The 15721-nt window shown below is 43.0% G+C and carries 16 protein-coding genes; 11 read left to right on the forward strand and 5 right to left on the reverse strand.

All coding sequences use genetic code 11. The annotated features are described in order from the left end of the window. The first annotated feature begins 204 nt into the window (after positions 1 to 204). Positions 205 to 975 (forward strand): class II aldolase/adducin family protein, encoded by a 771-nt coding sequence (locus tag IEZ33_RS12690; protein WP_191600416.1) that lies wholly within the window; start codon positions 205 to 207, stop codon positions 973 to 975. Between the two features lie 76 nt (positions 976 to 1051). On the opposite strand, the gene IEZ33_RS12695 is transcribed toward IEZ33_RS12690, so the two are convergent. Beyond that, positions 1052 to 1957, reverse strand: a complete 906-nt coding sequence (locus IEZ33_RS12695; protein ID WP_191600417.1) for a LysR family transcriptional regulator — start codon at positions 1955 to 1957, stop codon at positions 1052 to 1054. Positions 1958 to 2085: 128 nt separating this feature from the next. Here IEZ33_RS12695 and IEZ33_RS12700 point away from each other — a divergent pair, with 128 nt between their 5' ends. From IEZ33_RS12700 to IEZ33_RS12745, 10 genes are all read left to right on the forward strand, one after another. Next, the gene (locus IEZ33_RS12700; protein ID WP_191600418.1) at positions 2086 to 3072 is read left to right on the forward strand and encodes a 2Fe-2S iron-sulfur cluster-binding protein; all 987 of its coding nucleotides are present in this window, start codon (positions 2086 to 2088) and stop codon (positions 3070 to 3072) included. Between the two features lie 99 nt (positions 3073 to 3171). Then, positions 3172 to 4428 carry an aromatic ring-hydroxylating dioxygenase subunit alpha gene (locus IEZ33_RS12705; RefSeq protein ID WP_191600419.1) on the forward strand — a complete coding sequence of 419 codons (1257 nt, stop codon included), beginning with the start codon at positions 3172 to 3174 and terminating at the stop codon, positions 4426 to 4428. Between the two features lie 2 nt (positions 4429 to 4430). Then, on the forward strand, positions 4431 to 4919 hold the full coding sequence (locus IEZ33_RS12710) for an aromatic-ring-hydroxylating dioxygenase subunit beta (protein WP_240009528.1): 489 nt from the start codon (positions 4431 to 4433) through the stop codon (positions 4917 to 4919). Between the two features lie 42 nt (positions 4920 to 4961). Then, positions 4962 to 5279: a non-heme iron oxygenase ferredoxin subunit gene (locus tag IEZ33_RS12715; RefSeq protein WP_191600420.1), complete on the forward strand. Its 318-nt coding sequence runs from the start codon at positions 4962 to 4964 to the stop codon at positions 5277 to 5279. A gap of 89 nt (positions 5280 to 5368) precedes the next feature. Further along, positions 5369 to 6331, forward strand: a complete 963-nt coding sequence (locus IEZ33_RS12720; protein ID WP_191600421.1) for a TAXI family TRAP transporter solute-binding subunit — start codon at positions 5369 to 5371, stop codon at positions 6329 to 6331. 46 nt (positions 6332 to 6377) lie between these two features. Continuing rightward, positions 6378 to 8321, forward strand: a complete 1944-nt coding sequence (locus IEZ33_RS12725) for a TRAP transporter permease (RefSeq protein ID WP_191600422.1) — start codon at positions 6378 to 6380, stop codon at positions 8319 to 8321. A 9-nt stretch (positions 8322 to 8330) separates the two neighbouring features. Next, positions 8331 to 8972 (forward strand): maleylacetoacetate isomerase, encoded by a 642-nt coding sequence (gene maiA, locus IEZ33_RS12730; RefSeq protein ID WP_191600423.1) that lies wholly within the window; start codon positions 8331 to 8333, stop codon positions 8970 to 8972. Between the two features lie 49 nt (positions 8973 to 9021). After that, positions 9022 to 10053, forward strand: a complete 1032-nt coding sequence (locus IEZ33_RS12735) for a cupin domain-containing protein (RefSeq protein WP_191600424.1) — start codon at positions 9022 to 9024, stop codon at positions 10051 to 10053. A 25-nt stretch (positions 10054 to 10078) separates the two neighbouring features. Beyond that, positions 10079 to 10777 (forward strand): fumarylacetoacetate hydrolase family protein, encoded by a 699-nt coding sequence (locus tag IEZ33_RS12740; protein WP_191600425.1) that lies wholly within the window; start codon positions 10079 to 10081, stop codon positions 10775 to 10777. A gap of 248 nt (positions 10778 to 11025) precedes the next feature. After that, positions 11026 to 12006, forward strand: a complete 981-nt coding sequence (locus IEZ33_RS12745; protein ID WP_191600426.1) for a 2-dehydropantoate 2-reductase — start codon at positions 11026 to 11028, stop codon at positions 12004 to 12006. Positions 12007 to 12118: 112 nt separating this feature from the next. On the opposite strand, the gene IEZ33_RS12750 is transcribed toward IEZ33_RS12745, so the two are convergent. The 4 genes from IEZ33_RS12750 to IEZ33_RS12765 form a co-directional block, all read right to left on the reverse strand. Beyond that, positions 12119 to 13147, reverse strand: a complete 1029-nt coding sequence (locus IEZ33_RS12750) for a TRAP transporter substrate-binding protein (protein ID WP_191600427.1) — start codon at positions 13145 to 13147, stop codon at positions 12119 to 12121. Between the two features lie 96 nt (positions 13148 to 13243). Further along, positions 13244 to 14572 carry a TRAP transporter large permease gene (locus IEZ33_RS12755; RefSeq protein ID WP_191600428.1) on the reverse strand — a complete coding sequence of 443 codons (1329 nt, stop codon included), beginning with the start codon at positions 14570 to 14572 and terminating at the stop codon, positions 13244 to 13246. 1 nt (position 14573) lies between these two features. Then, positions 14574 to 15101, reverse strand: a complete 528-nt coding sequence (locus IEZ33_RS12760; RefSeq protein WP_191600429.1) for a TRAP transporter small permease — start codon at positions 15099 to 15101, stop codon at positions 14574 to 14576. A 145-nt stretch (positions 15102 to 15246) separates the two neighbouring features. After that, positions 15247 to 15708 (reverse strand): DUF3237 domain-containing protein, encoded by a 462-nt coding sequence (locus IEZ33_RS12765; protein ID WP_191600430.1) that lies wholly within the window; start codon positions 15706 to 15708, stop codon positions 15247 to 15249. Positions 15709 to 15721 lie beyond the last annotated feature (13 nt).

Below are 15721 nucleotides of genomic sequence, written 5' to 3' on the forward strand. Positions count from 1 at the left end.
AAAACATATATGTTTAACATGAGATACGACCATGTGAGCAATAGGTAAAAACAAGCAACGACTGTTTAAGGCGCCAACTAGGCTATATAAAAAATATGGAGCTTCACCATAATAATTTTAGTTTTTTATAGTCTATATTTTATTTAACATGTTAAATAGAGACCTTATCTCATAAACATAAAACAGCTTAATAAGAGTATTATCATGTCTTCTACAACTCGTAACTATGATCACCCAACTCGCTTTAACGACGCAGAATGGAAAGCACGCGTTGACTTGGCCGCCATGTACCGTATTTTCGCTCATATGAAATGGGATGAGTCCATATACAATCACATTTCATTGCGTGTACCTGGTGAGGATAATCACTTTCTAATCAATCCTTTTGGGCTTCATTACAGCGAAGTCACCGCATCCAACCTAGTAAAAGTTGACCTTGAAGGTAATATTATCGGTCACTCTGATTGGCCAATTAACCCAGCTGGGTTCACCTTCCACAGTGCTATTCATGACAAAGTAGACGATGCCCACTGTGTTATGCACGTTCATACTACGTCAACGCTTGCCGTTTGTTGTTTACAAGATGGCCTGTCATACAGCAACTTCTACTCCGCTCAACTATGGGATAAAATCGCTTATCATGAATTTGAAGGTATTACGTTAGACCTAGAAGAAGGCCAACGTATTTTAGACAGCGCGGGGGACAAACCATTACTTATGCTTCGCAACCATGGCCCAGTGGTAATGGGTGCCTCTCTAGCTCAAGCGTTTTCCTTAATGTGGTTAATAAATCGCGCTTGTGAAGTGCAGATGGCATCGATGTCTATGGGGCCAGTACGTGAAATTTCAGAAGAAATCTGTAAAAAATGTACCGCTCAATCACTTAATTTCGATCCAAGATTTGGTGCTGGAGAAGATGTATTCGCCGCGATGAAACGCATTATTGAGAAGCAAGACCCTTCTTTTAAAAACTGAGTATCACATTCATTAAAATCCCCCTGTTAACTCAAAAAATAGGGGGGTTAAACGCCAAAAACGAACCTATTTACCTTTATTCTGAAAAAAGCTCAAATATCAAATTTCTAAACCAAACATTTCCAGTATCTTGATGAAAGCGACGGTGCCAGAACATGTTAATTTGCGCAGGTGGAATATCAACAGGGTGAGGCTTTACAATCAGCTTCAAGTTTTCCGCTGTCTGCAAGGCTAACTTCTCCGTAACCGTCGCAATCAAATCCGTTTTCGAGACGATATATGGCGCAGAGATAAAGTGCGGTAATTTCAACTTGCTCACACGAACAATGCCTGTTTTGGACAAGAGTTTTTCGACCCGTCCATGACCTGTATCTTGCGCCTCTATAATAATATGCTCTGACTTAGAAAAATCCTCTAACGTAAGGTTGCCTTTAGAGTAAGGGTGGCCTTCTCGCATTAAACAAACGTAGTCCTGATCGAATAACCGACGCTGATAAAACCCAGCTTCTAATTGAGGTAAAAGGCCTATAGCAAGGTCAACGCTGCCTGTTTCCAGCTCCTCTTTTAATGAATGTCCTTGGTCTCTGACGGTACTGACTGAAATATTAGGGGCATGTTCAGCCAAATAAGCCATAAGCTTAGGTAGCATATAAATCTCACCTAAATCCGTCATATTGATACAAAACGACCGATCACTTACCAGTGGATCAAACCGATCTTGAAAATTTAAACCATCTTGCAGTGTGCTTAATGCATAACCAACAGACTCGGCAATATTATCTGCAAAAGGGGTCGGTCTCATGCCACGAGCCGTTCGTTCAAACAGCTCATCATGTAAAGCTAACCTCAACCTGGCCAAGGCATTACTAACGGCTGGCTGAGTTAAACCAAGATGTTCAGCAACTAAACCCGTTTTCCTTTCTCGATACATTAGTTGGAAAACAATAAGCAAATTCAGATCTATATCTTGTAATCGAATCATATGAGATCTCACCAACGTGAATAATAACTATCAGAGCTATTTTATATCTGAATATTTAAACACGACTTATAGTCACTGTACAGAGAGCACATCGAACAATAATCAAACAACAATAAGTATGAGCGCCGATGGAAATTCTAATCAGACCGACTAACAAAACGATTACGGTATCGTCTAACACCACACTTTTAGATGCCTTTATCCAAAATGACATTGCGATATCCTACAGCTGCTTGTCAGGCAGGTGTGGCACGTGTCGCTGTAAAATTGTAGAAGGATCCGTTTCAGGGCCTGCGGCAGCTGAAGGACGATTGGCGCAAAATGGCCAATACGTTCTTGCCTGTCAAAGTCGTATCGAAACAGATTGTGTTATTGAGGTGCCTGAACCTGATGAAATCATTACCCATCCAACCAAAACCTTAAAAGTGCAGGTGACGGCCTATGACGAACTGTCAAAAGACGTACGTCGACTTAGAGTAAAAACAACCAAAGCATTTGAGTATTCCCCAGGCCAGTTTTCAAACTTAACCTTTTGGAAAGAAAACGGCACCCGTTCCTACTCCATGGCCGGAATAATGGAAGATAACGAATTGGAGTTTCACATCCGTTTAGTGCCAAACGGCCGCGTCACATCAAAGCTCGATGGTCAGATAAACGTTGGTGATTCAATCAAATTAAACGGCCCTCTTGGCGCGTCCTATTTACGTCGTAAAAATCTTGATCCGATGTTGTGTGTCGCAACAGGAACAGGGCTGGCCCCGATTATTTCGATTATCAGAGGGGCGTTAGAGTTTCAGATGAAAAATGATATTCACTTGGTTTTCGGCGCGCGCACCAAAGAAGATTTATACGGTTTGGATTATTTAGAACGGCTTGCGGCCGAGCACCCAACCTTTCAATACACCATTGCATTAGACCACACAGAACCCAACAGCTCTTATTTCAAAGGTTTGGTCACGGATGCCATTACATCTCAGTATTCCGACCTTAAAAACTGGCGCATCTATTTAGCGGGGGCACCCGCGATGGTTGAAGCGGCGTCTCTAGCCTGCACCAAACGAGGCGCTAATATAGAGCAAATTTATGCTGATGCCTTTTACCCAAGCGGGGTCTAAAAGCACGAAAGTATAAAGCAATCGAATCACAAAACACTTTTAACAAGAACCGGCCATATCGCTAAATGGCCAGTAATAAAGACAAAAAAGGTGAATAAAATGAGTCAGGAACAGCGTATTCCAGTCACACCTATTTGGGATCATGAAGACACCAGTCGCATTCCTTTCTGGGCCTACACAAGTGAAGAAGTACACAAACAAGAGCTTGAAAAACTCTTTTACAAGAACCACTGGTGTTATGTTGGCCTAGAAGCCGAAATCCCCAATTCTGGCGATTTCAAACGAACCGTTATTGGCGAGCGCTCTGTCATCATGGTACGTCATGAAGACGACAGTATCTATGTTGTCGAAAACGTTTGTGCACATAGAGGCATGCGTTTTTGCAGAGAAAAACACGGCAATACAAAAAGCTTCACCTGCCCTTATCACCAATGGAATTATGACCTAGAGGGCAACCTTCAAGGTGTGCCATTCCGCCGTGGTGTTAAGCAAGATGGCAAAGTGAAAGGCGGCATGCCAAAGGATTTTAAAACCTCAGAGCATGGATTAACTAAATTAAAAGTGGCTCAACGAGGCGGTGTTATTTTTGCCAGTTTTGACCATGAAATAGAATCCTTCGAAGACTTTCTTGGCCCAAAAATGCTCGGATACTTTGACCGTATGTTTAATGGACGCAAGCTCACTCTCTTGGGTTACAACAAGCAACGCATTCCTGGTAACTGGAAGCTGATGCAAGAAAACATAAAAGACCCCTATCACCCCGGCTTATTACACACTTGGTTTGTCACCTTCGGCTTATGGCGCGCTGATAACCGCTCGGAATTAAAAATGGACGACCATTTTCGTCATGCGGCCATGATATCGACGCGAGGCACCGGTGGAAAAGATACACAAACGACCAATGTTTCAAGCTTCAAAGAGTCCATGCAACTAAATGACCCAAGCTTCTTAGATGTTGAAGTCGAATCATGGTGGGACGGCCCTACCGCCGTCATGATGACACTCTTCCCAAGTGTCATCCTGCAACAACAAGTGAACAGTGTCAGTACGAGGCACATTCAACCCAATGGATACGGTTCATTCGACTTTGTTTGGACGCATTTTGGATACGAAGACGACACCCCTGAGATGACAGAACGCCGCCTACGACAAGCCAATTTATTTGGCCCTGCAGGATTTGTTTCAGCCGATGATGGTGAAGTAATTGAGTTTTCCCAAGAAGGCTTTGAACAAAAACCCTTCCATCGCTCACTCGCCGAACTTGGCGGTACAGCCATTGAAGAAACCGATCACATGGTCTCTGAAACTTTAATCCGAGGCATGTATGACTACTGGCGCAAAGTGATGGGAGTATGAGCATGAAAACGACCAATATGACCAATGAGAATTACCTAAAACTGACTCAGTTCTACCAGCAATACGCCACCGTAGTTGATCAAGCCAATTGGGACCAATGGCTAGAGCTATTTACTGAAGACTGTGTTTATAAAGTACAAGCCCGTGAAAACTATGATCGAAATCTCCCTATGGCGGCACTGTCTTTGACCAGTAAGGGCATGTTAAAAGATCGAATTTATGGCATTACAGAAACCATTTTTCATGACCCATACCACCAGCTTCATATGGTCTCATCGCCTTTAATCGTAAAAGAAAGCGACAACGGCGTGATCGAATCTCAAGCCAATTACACCGTCTTTCGAACCAAAAACGATGGCATGGCCGAGGTCTTTAATGTCGGGCGCTATATAGATCGACTTCGTATCACAAAAGACGGAATTAAGATCGAATCTAGGCTGTGTATTTTTGATAACGAGATGATCCTTAACTCGTTGATCTACCCAATTTAGAAAGCCTAAGCCTACACATCAGAATAAAAAAAGAGGTTCACCATGAGCAACAACTGGATAGATACCATCAACATCGAAGAAGTACCTGAAGACGACGTGATCGGCGTTAATGTAAATGGCCATCAAATCGCTCTTTATAAAGTAGATGACGAGGTTTTCGCGACGGATAACGTCTGCACCCATGGTCAGGCATTACTAAGCGATGGCTTTTTAGAAGATGGCGAAATTGAATGCCCCCTTCATCAAGGTCGATTTTGCATTAAAAGTGGTAAAGCTATGAATGAGCCACTGACTGAAGACATTAAAACGTATGAAACGAAAATAGAAGAAGGGCAAGTCTTTTTGAAATTTCGTGAATGACCAATTTTTCATTGTACTTCGCCTAAGCATCGACAATGAAAAACCTAGCTAGCCAGCAAACAATAAATATAAATTATCTGGAGAGAATTATGAAGAAGTCACTATTACCCCTTATCACTGCATGCTCAATCACTCTTCTATCAGGGAGTGTGTCAGCACAAATTTTGTCTATCGCCTCACCACCACAAGGCTCGGTGTGGAACACCATGAGCAACGGCATTGCAAACATTGGCCGCTCAAAAGAAAATATTAACTTAGTGGTTCAACCCTACAGTGGTAACCGCGCCATGATGGATGCGGTTAATCAAGGGTTAGCTGAATTTGCCATAAATGATGTTAACGATGCCATCGTTGCCGTACAAGGTGATGCGGATTACAAAGGCAAAAAACGCACTCATTTGAGAGTCGCTCTGCGCATCAGCCCCCAGCCTATTGGTATTTTTGTTCGAAAAGATGCCGATATCGATAGCATTGCTGATTTAAAAGGGAAACGCGTTGCATCCGGCTGGAATGCGTTCCCTATAGGGCGCCCTCATATGGAAGCCATGTTAGCTACTGGTGGTCTTACTTGGGACGATGTCCGCAAAGTACCCGTACCCGATTTGATTCGTGCCGCCGATAACTTGTCATCCGGTCGTCTTGATGCCACCTATTTTGCCGTTGGTGGACCAAAGGTGGCGGAAGTCGATGCCTCTGTTGGCGGTGTAAAGTTTTTGCCCGTTAAAACCGATCAAGCAGCACGTGAAGCCGTGTTAAAAATACGACCTGCTTTTTATTTCTCAAACGTGCAGCCTGCCCCCCACCTTGTTGGCATTGAACAAGCAACACAAATGCTGACGTGGGATAACGTACTGATCGTTAACGATAAAGTATCTGAAGATCAAGTATATCAAATGGTTAAAGCCATTTTGGAGAATAAAGAATCGCTCATCAAACTCTATCCAGGGTTTAAATCATTGGCCGTCAATGTGCCAAATAAAAATTACCCAGGAATTGAATACCACCCAGGTGCCATTCGTTACTTCAAAGAAAAAGGCCTTTGGCAAGAATAAGGTAAAACCCGTTTCTCTTTATGTATTTTAGCTAAAGGTGCTTTCAATGAACGCAGATTCCTCAACGCATGAAATAGCGACTCACGAGCCAGCTATCATGTCGGTTATACGCAACGGCCTAGGGATGTTGATCGCTCTGGCGGCCATTGCTTTTGCGGCCGACCTATTCAGTAGGATGGGGATATCCATCTATACCGAACAATACCTCGCGGTGGTTTTGGGTGTTAGCTTGGCGCTGGTGTTCCTTAAGCCACAAACCAATACCAGTAAACGTGCAATCAATGCGATACTCGCATTGATTGGCTTAAGCGCAAGCTTATACATGGCGGTGCAATACCCCGACCTCGTTGAACGTCAACTCGACTTACCTCCTGATGCCTTACTGATCTCAGCCGTACTGTTTATCTTGGTATTAGAAGGGTTACGTCGAGTAGTCGGTATCACTTTGGTGATTGTGGTCATGCTTTTTATGGCATTCGCATTACTTGGAAGCCATTTGTCAGGACCACTACAAACACGTGAAATAAGCCTAGATCGATTGTTTGTTTATCTAGGTGTCGATACCAATGGCATGTTGGGCTTGACCCTAAACGTCGCGGCGACCATCGTCATCGGTTTTATTTTGTTTGGACAACTGCTACTTCGCTCTGGAGGCGCGGACTTCTTTAACGATGTCGCTCTGTCTTTGATGGGAACAAAAAAAGGCGGCTCAGGCAAAATTGCCACGATTGCGTCTGCCTTGTTTGGCTCAATTTCAGGTGTTGTGGTGTCAAATATCGTCGCCACTGGTGTGGTGACAATTCGAATGATGAAGAAAGGCGGATTCAAGCCTCACACAGCGGCCGCGATTGAAACGGTTGCCTCAACAGGTGGGCAAATTATGCCACCGGTTATGGGAGCTGTCGCGTTTTTAATGGCGGAGTTTTTACAGATTAGCTACAGTGCGGTTGTACTAGCCGCATTAGTACCCGCCATTCTGTATTACGCTGCGCTTTATATTCAAGTTGATCTTGAAGCCGAAAAAGAAAAAATATTACCCATTGACCCTGAGCTGATTCCGGCAAAAAGTACCGTACTTAAAAACGGCTGGGTATTTGTTATTCCTTTTGCAGCGGTCATTTTAGCCTTATTTACCTTTAATCAACGTCCTGAAACAGCGGCTCTCTGGGGCGCTCTTGGAGCACTTATCGTGGGCGTTGCAAAGGGATATAAAGGCAAACGTATGGGCATAAAAGACGTTTGGGGAAGCCTAGAGGAAACGGGACACTCCATTGTCGATATTATTATGATCGGTGCCGCGGCTGGCTTCATTATTGGCATTCTAAACATTACAGGATTGGGCTTCGGCTTGACCTATTTCTTAGTTGAACTGGGCCAAGGGAATCTATTCTTATTACTGGTCATCTCCGCTGCGGTATGCATTATCTTAGGCATGGGAATGCCAACCGTAGGCGTATATTTGCTGCTCGCTGTATTGGTTGCACCGTCACTGATCCAAGTGGGCGTCGAACCCATTGCGGCTCACCTATTTATTTTTTACCTCGGCATGATGTCTATGGTGACACCACCCATTGCGATAGGTGCTTTCTTTGCGGCCAGTATTGCCAAATCCGACCCGATGAGAACCGCACTAACCTCCATGAGATTAGGATGGACCGCTTATATTATCCCCTTCTTGTTCGTCACCACGCCATCATTACTATTAATCGGAACGACCGAACAAATAGTGATTACCGTTATGAGCGCTTTAGTGGGGGTTTGGGCTGTTTCTGTTGGCTTTGCTGGCTACTTTAAGAAAAAACTCAACCTTCCTTTTAGACTGAGTTTTGTTCTAAGCGGCGGGTTATTTCTACTGCCTAATTTACAAGGAGGCGACACGCCTATTATCCCGAAAATAGCCGGTGTCGTCATATTAGCTTCCTTGATTCTTTCGGCTTATCTACTCAAAAAGCCTAACTCACAGCCATCACATGACATCAATCAGTCATAGGAGAAAACCATGCAATTATACAATTTTTTTAACAGTTCTACCTCCTATCGAGTACGCATCGCCTTAGCGCTAAAAGGGCTCGATTACCAACATCATGGTGTCAATATTCGAATCGGAGAACAGTCTTCGATAAGTCATAAAAAGTTGAATCCTGCTAAAGGAGTGCCTGTGTTGATTACCAATGATGGGGAAAAGCTGACCCAATCAATGGCGATTTTGGACTATTTAGAACAAACCTACCCAGACGTTCCTTTATTGCCGACGGAAACCTTAGTCAGAGCCAGAGTTTTAGAAGTAGCGAATTTAATCGCCTGCGATATGCATCCAGTAAACAACCTACGCATTTTAGCTTACCTAAAACAACAATTAGATGTTTCTGAGGAACAAAAAGCGCAATGGTACAAGCATTGGGTTCAAGAAAGTTTTACGGCGCTAGAAAGTTTATTAAACGAATACGGTCACGGTACTTACTGTTTTGGAACGCATCCAACGCTGGCTGATTGTTGTTTGGTACCACAAGTGGCGAATGCCTTACGTTTTGGTTGTGATTTATCCGCCTTCACCAAGATTTTAAGTATTTATGACTATTGTCAGCAACAAGCAGAATTTCAAAAAGCGGCGCCCAGTCAACAGCCTGATTTCATCAATTAAACCGCTTAGCCGAGCAACACTGGCGAGCATAATATACGAGGAAACGACAATGACATCATTAGGTACATTAGAGGATTTACCTCAATCCTATCGTGACAAGTTAACCGAGTTAAACCTGGTACCACTTTGGCCAAATATGCGGGCGGTTTTGCCCCATAAAGTCCCAAGTCGTAAAACACAAACATTAAACTGGCACTTTAACGACCTACGCCCCCTATTAATTGAAGCGGGTGACTTAACACCAATGGAAAAAGCGGAACGCCGTGTATTGGTTTTAGCCAACCCAGGACATGGTCTGACAAATATGCAAGCCACACCGAGCATTTACATGGGGTTGCAATTAATCCTACCGGGAGAAACCGCCCCTAATCATCGTCATACACCGAACGCCGTACGCATTATTATTGAAGGTGAAGGCGCCACAACGATTGTCGATGGCGAACCTTGTGTCATGGAGCGTGGCGATTTAATTTTAACGCCCTCAGGTAAATGGCATGAACATCAACACGAAGGTGATGGCCCTATTATTTGGTTGGATATTTTAGACCTACCTTTGATCTATCAACTTGAAGGGTCTTGGGCAATAGAAGGAAAGGCGCAAAATCAGACTCTAAAAAGAGACAAATCGTTTGCCGAATACAGTGCCGCAGGGGTCGTTCCTGAACTGGGTTTCCAAAGAGAAAATACCGACTCGCCTATGCTTCGCTACCCTTGGGCTAAAACGCGAGACTGTCTTGTAGAGATGGCAAAACATTATCCCAATAGCCCATTACGTATCGCTTACGTGAACCCTGAAAACGGTGCTAGTTTATTCCCAAGTATTGGCTTCGGAGCCATGATGTTACGTCCTAACGAAACCTTATCACTACCAAAACGCACAACAGCGTGCGTGTTCCATATTGTTGAAGGTCAAGGGGCTCTCTCCGTTGATACGAATAACGTCATTCAATGGACAGAAAAAGACACGTTAAGCGCACCTGGCTATACAGAGATAATACTCTGGAACGAATCAAGTACTGAGCCTGCTTTTATTATCACCGCTGACGAAGCGCCACTGCATCGTTATCTCGGCATTTTTTAATTATTTTTTATCAAAGGAAAACATCATGACTACTACGCTTTTATTCCCTGCTAAAGAACCTGTTTTGGCTAAAATTGCTGATTCTGAAACCTTGTTCCCCGTCAACCGTATTTTCTGTGTCGGTCGTAATTACCATGCACATGCGGCTGAAATGGGTGTGTCGGTTGATAAAACAACTGAAGAACCTTTTTACTTTATTAAAGACTCAAGCGCTTATGTGCCAAGTGGCTCAAGCATTGATTACCCACCACAAACAACAAACTACCATTATGAAATGGAATTTGTTATCGCCATTGGAGAAGAAGGTTTTAACGTGAGCGAAGATCAAGCTGAAAGTATCATTTTTGGTTACGCTTGTGGTTTGGATATGACACGAAGAGATTTGCAACTTAAAGCCCGTGAAACTCGCCGCCCGTGGGATTTAGGCAAAGATTTTGAACAATCGGCCATTTTATCACCCATCGTCCCTTTTGAAAAAACCGGCGCTATCACAAAAGGCAAAATTGAATTAGCCGTGAATGGTGAAACAAAACAATCTTCAGATATGGGTTTATTAATCTGGAATGTAAGAGAAATTATCGCTCATTTATCTAAATTTTATCACTTACAACCAGGCGACTTAATTTATACCGGAACGCCTGATGGTGTGGGTTCTGTTGTACAGGGAGATAAGATTAATGGCGCTATCGAAGGTCTCGGTTCTATTCAACTAAGCATTAAGTAATATGCATATTAAATAAGGTCGGATTTTAGGTTTCGACCTTGTTTAACAACCTTAATATGTAGATTGACCTCCCCTGAGTAGCAATAAAAACACAGTCTACTCTTAGCAAATCAAGACAATTTTTTTCAAAAAACCTGAGTTCGATAAAAAATGGTGATCGCCACCATACTTTTTAGTGTTTAGCTCTGACCAAACATTACTTAACATGTTATTAATATAGACAAAACAGTGTTTAACAAGGAGACAAAATGAAAGTATGTATTGTAGGAGTTGGAGCTATAGGAGGCTTTATTGGTACGCGTCTGGCCAAACTGGATGGTGTTACCGTTAATGCATTAGCTCGTGGTGAAAGTGTACAAGCGCTAAATACCCATGGGTGGCGTTTAGAGGAAGCAGGAGAGCTGGTTCAACGGCCTTGTTTTGCCTCAGACTCCGCGGCGGACCTAGGTGTTCAAGATATCGTGGTTATTGCTCTAAAAACACCCGCGCTCACCGCCGTTTTACCCAAGTTAGCACCATTAATAGATAAAAACACCTTGGTTATTTCAGCGATGAATGGGATACCTTGGTGGTTCTTTCGAGAACTCGAAGAAAAGTCTCACTTACCTTTTGAATCCGTAAATCCCGAAGGACAGCACAGCAACGCCATACCCTATAACAATATTATCGGTTTAGTTGTGCACGCGGCCGCCATTAGAAAAGAACCTGGATTAATTCAGCATAAAGCGGGTAATACGCTCATTATCGGGGAACCCGAAGGAGGTAAATCCAATAGAGTGCAAATCGTTGCGGATGCACTTACAGGCGCAGGATTTGATTGTACTCAATCGGATAATATTCGATCCGATGTTTGGTACAAACTTTGGGGTAACATGACCATGAACCCAGTCAGTGCGATTACGGGAGCCACCGCCGATAAAATCCTAGAAGACCCCCTTGTTCGAAGATATTGCTCTGCCATCATGAATGAAGCGGCTCTTATAGGTAAAGAAATCGGTTGCCATATCGGTGAAGACCCAGAGAGTCGCCATAAAAGCACGGAAAAGCTGGGCGCCTTCAAAACGTCTATGCTTCAAGATGTTGAGAATGGCACACCTATCGAGCTTGATTCCATTTTAGGCGTCATTTATGAGCTGTCTCAAAGACTTGAAATAGAGTCCCCCAACATTGAGTCATTATTTGGGCTCACTCGTCTTTTTGCCACAACCAAAGGCTTATACCAAAAATAGAGTCCCGTTTCAAAAGAAAACCCCAATGGCGAGCCATTGGGGTTTTGATTTTTAAATACGTTAAAGGCGATTAATAACCATTAACGGTATGAACATACCCATATTTAAAACGTTATTTTTTACCTTCGTCAACGTGTTTTCTGAAAGCCGCTAATGCCGCTTCAGCGTCAACATCGCGATCTTCAACCGAATTCACCCAAAAGTCATCAAGACCTTCTGCTAACTTATTCAAATCTTTCACACGCTGGTCGTCTTCACTAAGAATAACCACATTAACACCTTGTTCTTTCGCTTCTAAAATACCATTTTCGTCGGCTTTACCCCATGCCGCACCCGCTAATCGAGATAACCTTTCACCGGAAACACTCATAATGGCGTCTTTGTCTTTTTGACTAAGGTCCGCAAAAACGTCTTCATTCATTACAATACTAAACGCCGTTGAATATAAGCCTTTAGGAAATAAAGTTAAGTCTGTACTGATTTCAGATAAACGAAAGAACTTCTGCTCTTGTGCAGGAAGAAAAGTACCGTCAACAACACCTTGTTGCATCATTTCATATGACTTGGTAGATGGCGCGCCAACTGGAGTCACTTCCAGAAGTTCCGCAAGGTCGTTAATCAAACCGCCACCAATGCGCATTTTTTTACCTTTCAAATCATCTAATGAATTTACTGGAAATTTAGTATGTAATTGCCCAGGGCCGTGAACAAATAAAGCCAGTAAGTGTAATCCATCGTATTCACCAGCTGACTCAAAATGCTCTTTATACGTTTTCCAAAGTGCCACAGAACCATTTTCAGCATCCGTGATTTCACCTGGGATTTCAGCCACACCTGTTAATTTAAAACGACCTGGAACATAAGCATTTACGGTAAAACCGGCATCGTAAACACCGTCTTCAACAGCATCAAAAATGGTTTTTGGATGGCCAGTATAATTTTCAATAACAACGTCTACACGACCTTCTGTTGCTTCTTCAACCCATTGTTCCCACATCGGCCAAACCGTCGCATTTTGCGGGTTTGTTGGTGGCAACCAAGTGGCCACACGAATGGTTGTCTCTGCTGACATGGCTGACGCGGAACAGACAGCACTCGCAATCGCAGTTGCACAAATTAAGCCTTTTTTAAAATTCATCATTTTTATTATATTCCTATTGCTTATGAATTATTTTACAACCATCGCCCTATAATGGCTGCTCATTTTATTACTCTTATTACTTTTAGTAATTCCGTTCTATCTATACAAAAGTTCTGGCAGAAACATTGAAACCTGAAAAACAAATACAATAATCAGCAGCCTAATAATGTCGACGCACCAAAAAGGCGTAACCCCTTTAAAAATCGTACCGGCTTTCACATCCTTCAGAACCGCGCTTAAGACAAACACATTCATGCCCACAGGAGGGGTTATCAGACTAATCTCAGTCACAACCACAACGACAATGCCAAACCACACTAGATCGAAACCTAAGCTGGCAACTAAAGGGTAAAAAACCGGCACCGTAAGTAGCAACATAGAAAGGCTTTCAAACACCATCCCTAGCACAATGTAAATACATAGAATGACAAGAATAACGACAATGGGTGCAAGCTCTAAAGCGGTAACAAAGTTCAACAAAGCATCAGGCAGTCCAGCACGGTTGATAAAATCAGAGAAGATTAATGCACCGATAACAACGCTGAATAACATGGCTGACGTTCTGGCCGTATCAATCAAGGTTTCAAATAAACCACCAAGACTCAAGCTACGACGAGCAAAGCCAATCAATAGTGCACCACCGGCACCAATACCGGCCGCTTCAGTTGGTGTAAAAATACCGAGATATATCCCACCCATCACGATCGTAAAGAGCATTAAAACACCCCAAATGCCTCTCAAAGCGATCATTTTTTCTTTAAAAGACATGCGTTCCCCAGCCGGACCGGCCGCTGGATTTCGCCATACAACATAACGAACGGCCCCCATGTAAAGCAAAATGCCTAACATTCCAGGAATAAAGCCAGCCGCAAATAATTCACGAATACTGGATTCGGTTAATAATCCGTATATCACCAGAATCACACTTGGTGGAATCAATATGCCTAATGTGCCTCCTGCCGCGATCGATGCCGTCGCCAAGCCATCAGAATAGCCAAACTTACGCATTGGAGGCATGGCAACTTTAGCCATGGTTGCTGAGGTGGCTAAACTAGAACCACAAATGGCCGAAAAGCCACCACAAGCCAAAACAGTCGACATGGCAAGACCACCTTTACGATGGCCTAGAAACGCATAGGAGGCATTATACAACTCATGGGATAAGCCGGATCGGGTAACAATATTCCCCATTAAGATAAAGAGTGGAATAACAGATAAACTGTATTCTTGAACCGTTTCGATTACTCGACTGGACGCTAAGGTAAGCGACGCCGTCCAGCGAAATGAAAATAGATTATCCAATCCTAGCCCTTGCAAAATGGCAAAACCAAAAAAGCCAACAATGCCCATCGCAAAGGCAATTGGCATACGTAAAATTAGGATAAAAAATAACAGTACGGCAAAACCAATAAATACAACTGACACGTTATTCTCCAACCGATTGTGAGACGTTTTTATCTGTAAACACTCTATAAGCGCCATACGTCAACATGCATGCCGCCGTCACCCAGCTCATCACAGCAATATATTGTGCAATATGACCAGCAGGCAGGCCTAGATATTCGGTTAATTCACCTCGACGTAAAGAGCGTTCCGCCAATTGATAAATTCGTACCGCTAAGAAATAAAACGACGTTGAAATAATAAAAACAGAGAAAATGCCAAGAATTTTGACAATACGATTCCCCAGAACATGATCTAAAAGGTCAACCACCACATGACTGCCGCGCCATGTAATAACGGGCATTTGCGCAAATACCATGATAGCCAAACCAATCTGAGTTAACTCTACGGCACCATCAATCGAATTATTAAACAGATAACGACCCGCTACATCAAAGCAAGTCAATAAAACGAGCAGCAATAGAACCGTTGCAGCAATTCCTTCTAAGGTCACGCCTATCCATCGGTAAATATTAGGTTCTGGATAATGCTTTTCTATCCATCCACTCATACCAAACTCCCAAAATTAATTTATCAAATTATTATAGTTATTCTTACTATTTCAATTCTTGCTATAAATTTAGTTATCATGTTAATTAAATAACATTGAGGATAAAACTATTTACGATCAACATCAAATCAAAATATTTTATCGTTTATAAAACTTCAAATAACGCCAGTTCGACCAAATCGGGTCTACGTATTCCAGTCCCGACAAAAACACGCTCTGTAATCCATTGCATAGACTCAGAACTGGTTTCAAATACTGGATTACAACGAAAGTAAATAAGCTCAGGGTCAACAGGAATGCCTGCTTTTATCTTTTCTGTTGCGTCAGCTGAAGCCACTCGAATCGCTCTATTGTGAATATAAATCAGCGTACCGTCCTCTAATTCCACAACATAACGAGCATCAAGATGAGACAGAGTTGGGGAAACAATTAATTGGCAATCGGCACCGCCTCTCAGTACCTTTCCTTGCCAACCATCGGCTTCTATTGAACCACCAATAATAGGAATGACTCGACGCTCTCCATGAACAGAGACACCGACTTCCTGTGGTGAATCAATTTCTACTTTCAACGTTGCAAAATGCTTTAGCTCTGGTGCGGCTATCATGTAAAACCTCCTA

Origin of the sequence: Marinomonas algicola (genome assembly GCF_014805825.1) — a bacterium.
GTDB classification, from domain to species: Bacteria; Pseudomonadota; Gammaproteobacteria; order Pseudomonadales; family Marinomonadaceae; genus Marinomonas; species Marinomonas algicola.

Coding starts and splice junctions, on each gene's coding strand:
- IEZ33_RS12690 (WP_191600416.1), top strand. CDS start 205: ATGTCTTCTACAACTCGTAACTATGATCACCCAACTCGCTTTAACGAC.
- IEZ33_RS12695 (WP_191600417.1), bottom strand. CDS start 1,957: ATGATTCGATTACAAGATATAGATCTGAATTTGCTTATTGTTTTCCAA.
- IEZ33_RS12700 (WP_191600418.1), top strand. CDS start 2,086: ATGGAAATTCTAATCAGACCGACTAACAAAACGATTACGGTATCGTCT.
- IEZ33_RS12705 (WP_191600419.1), top strand. CDS start 3,172: ATGAGTCAGGAACAGCGTATTCCAGTCACACCTATTTGGGATCATGAA.
- IEZ33_RS12710 (WP_240009528.1), top strand. CDS start 4,431: ATGAAAACGACCAATATGACCAATGAGAATTACCTAAAACTGACTCAG.
- IEZ33_RS12715 (WP_191600420.1), top strand. CDS start 4,962: ATGAGCAACAACTGGATAGATACCATCAACATCGAAGAAGTACCTGAA.
- IEZ33_RS12720 (WP_191600421.1), top strand. CDS start 5,369: ATGAAGAAGTCACTATTACCCCTTATCACTGCATGCTCAATCACTCTT.
- IEZ33_RS12725 (WP_191600422.1), top strand. CDS start 6,378: ATGAACGCAGATTCCTCAACGCATGAAATAGCGACTCACGAGCCAGCT.
- maiA (WP_191600423.1), top strand. CDS start 8,331: ATGCAATTATACAATTTTTTTAACAGTTCTACCTCCTATCGAGTACGC.
- IEZ33_RS12735 (WP_191600424.1), top strand. CDS start 9,022: ATGACATCATTAGGTACATTAGAGGATTTACCTCAATCCTATCGTGAC.
- IEZ33_RS12740 (WP_191600425.1), top strand. CDS start 10,079: ATGACTACTACGCTTTTATTCCCTGCTAAAGAACCTGTTTTGGCTAAA.
- IEZ33_RS12745 (WP_191600426.1), top strand. CDS start 11,026: ATGAAAGTATGTATTGTAGGAGTTGGAGCTATAGGAGGCTTTATTGGT.
- IEZ33_RS12750 (WP_191600427.1), bottom strand. CDS start 13,147: ATGATGAATTTTAAAAAAGGCTTAATTTGTGCAACTGCGATTGCGAGT.
- IEZ33_RS12760 (WP_191600429.1), bottom strand. CDS start 15,101: ATGAGTGGATGGATAGAAAAGCATTATCCAGAACCTAATATTTACCGA.
- IEZ33_RS12765 (WP_191600430.1), bottom strand. CDS start 15,708: ATGATAGCCGCACCAGAGCTAAAGCATTTTGCAACGTTGAAAGTAGAA.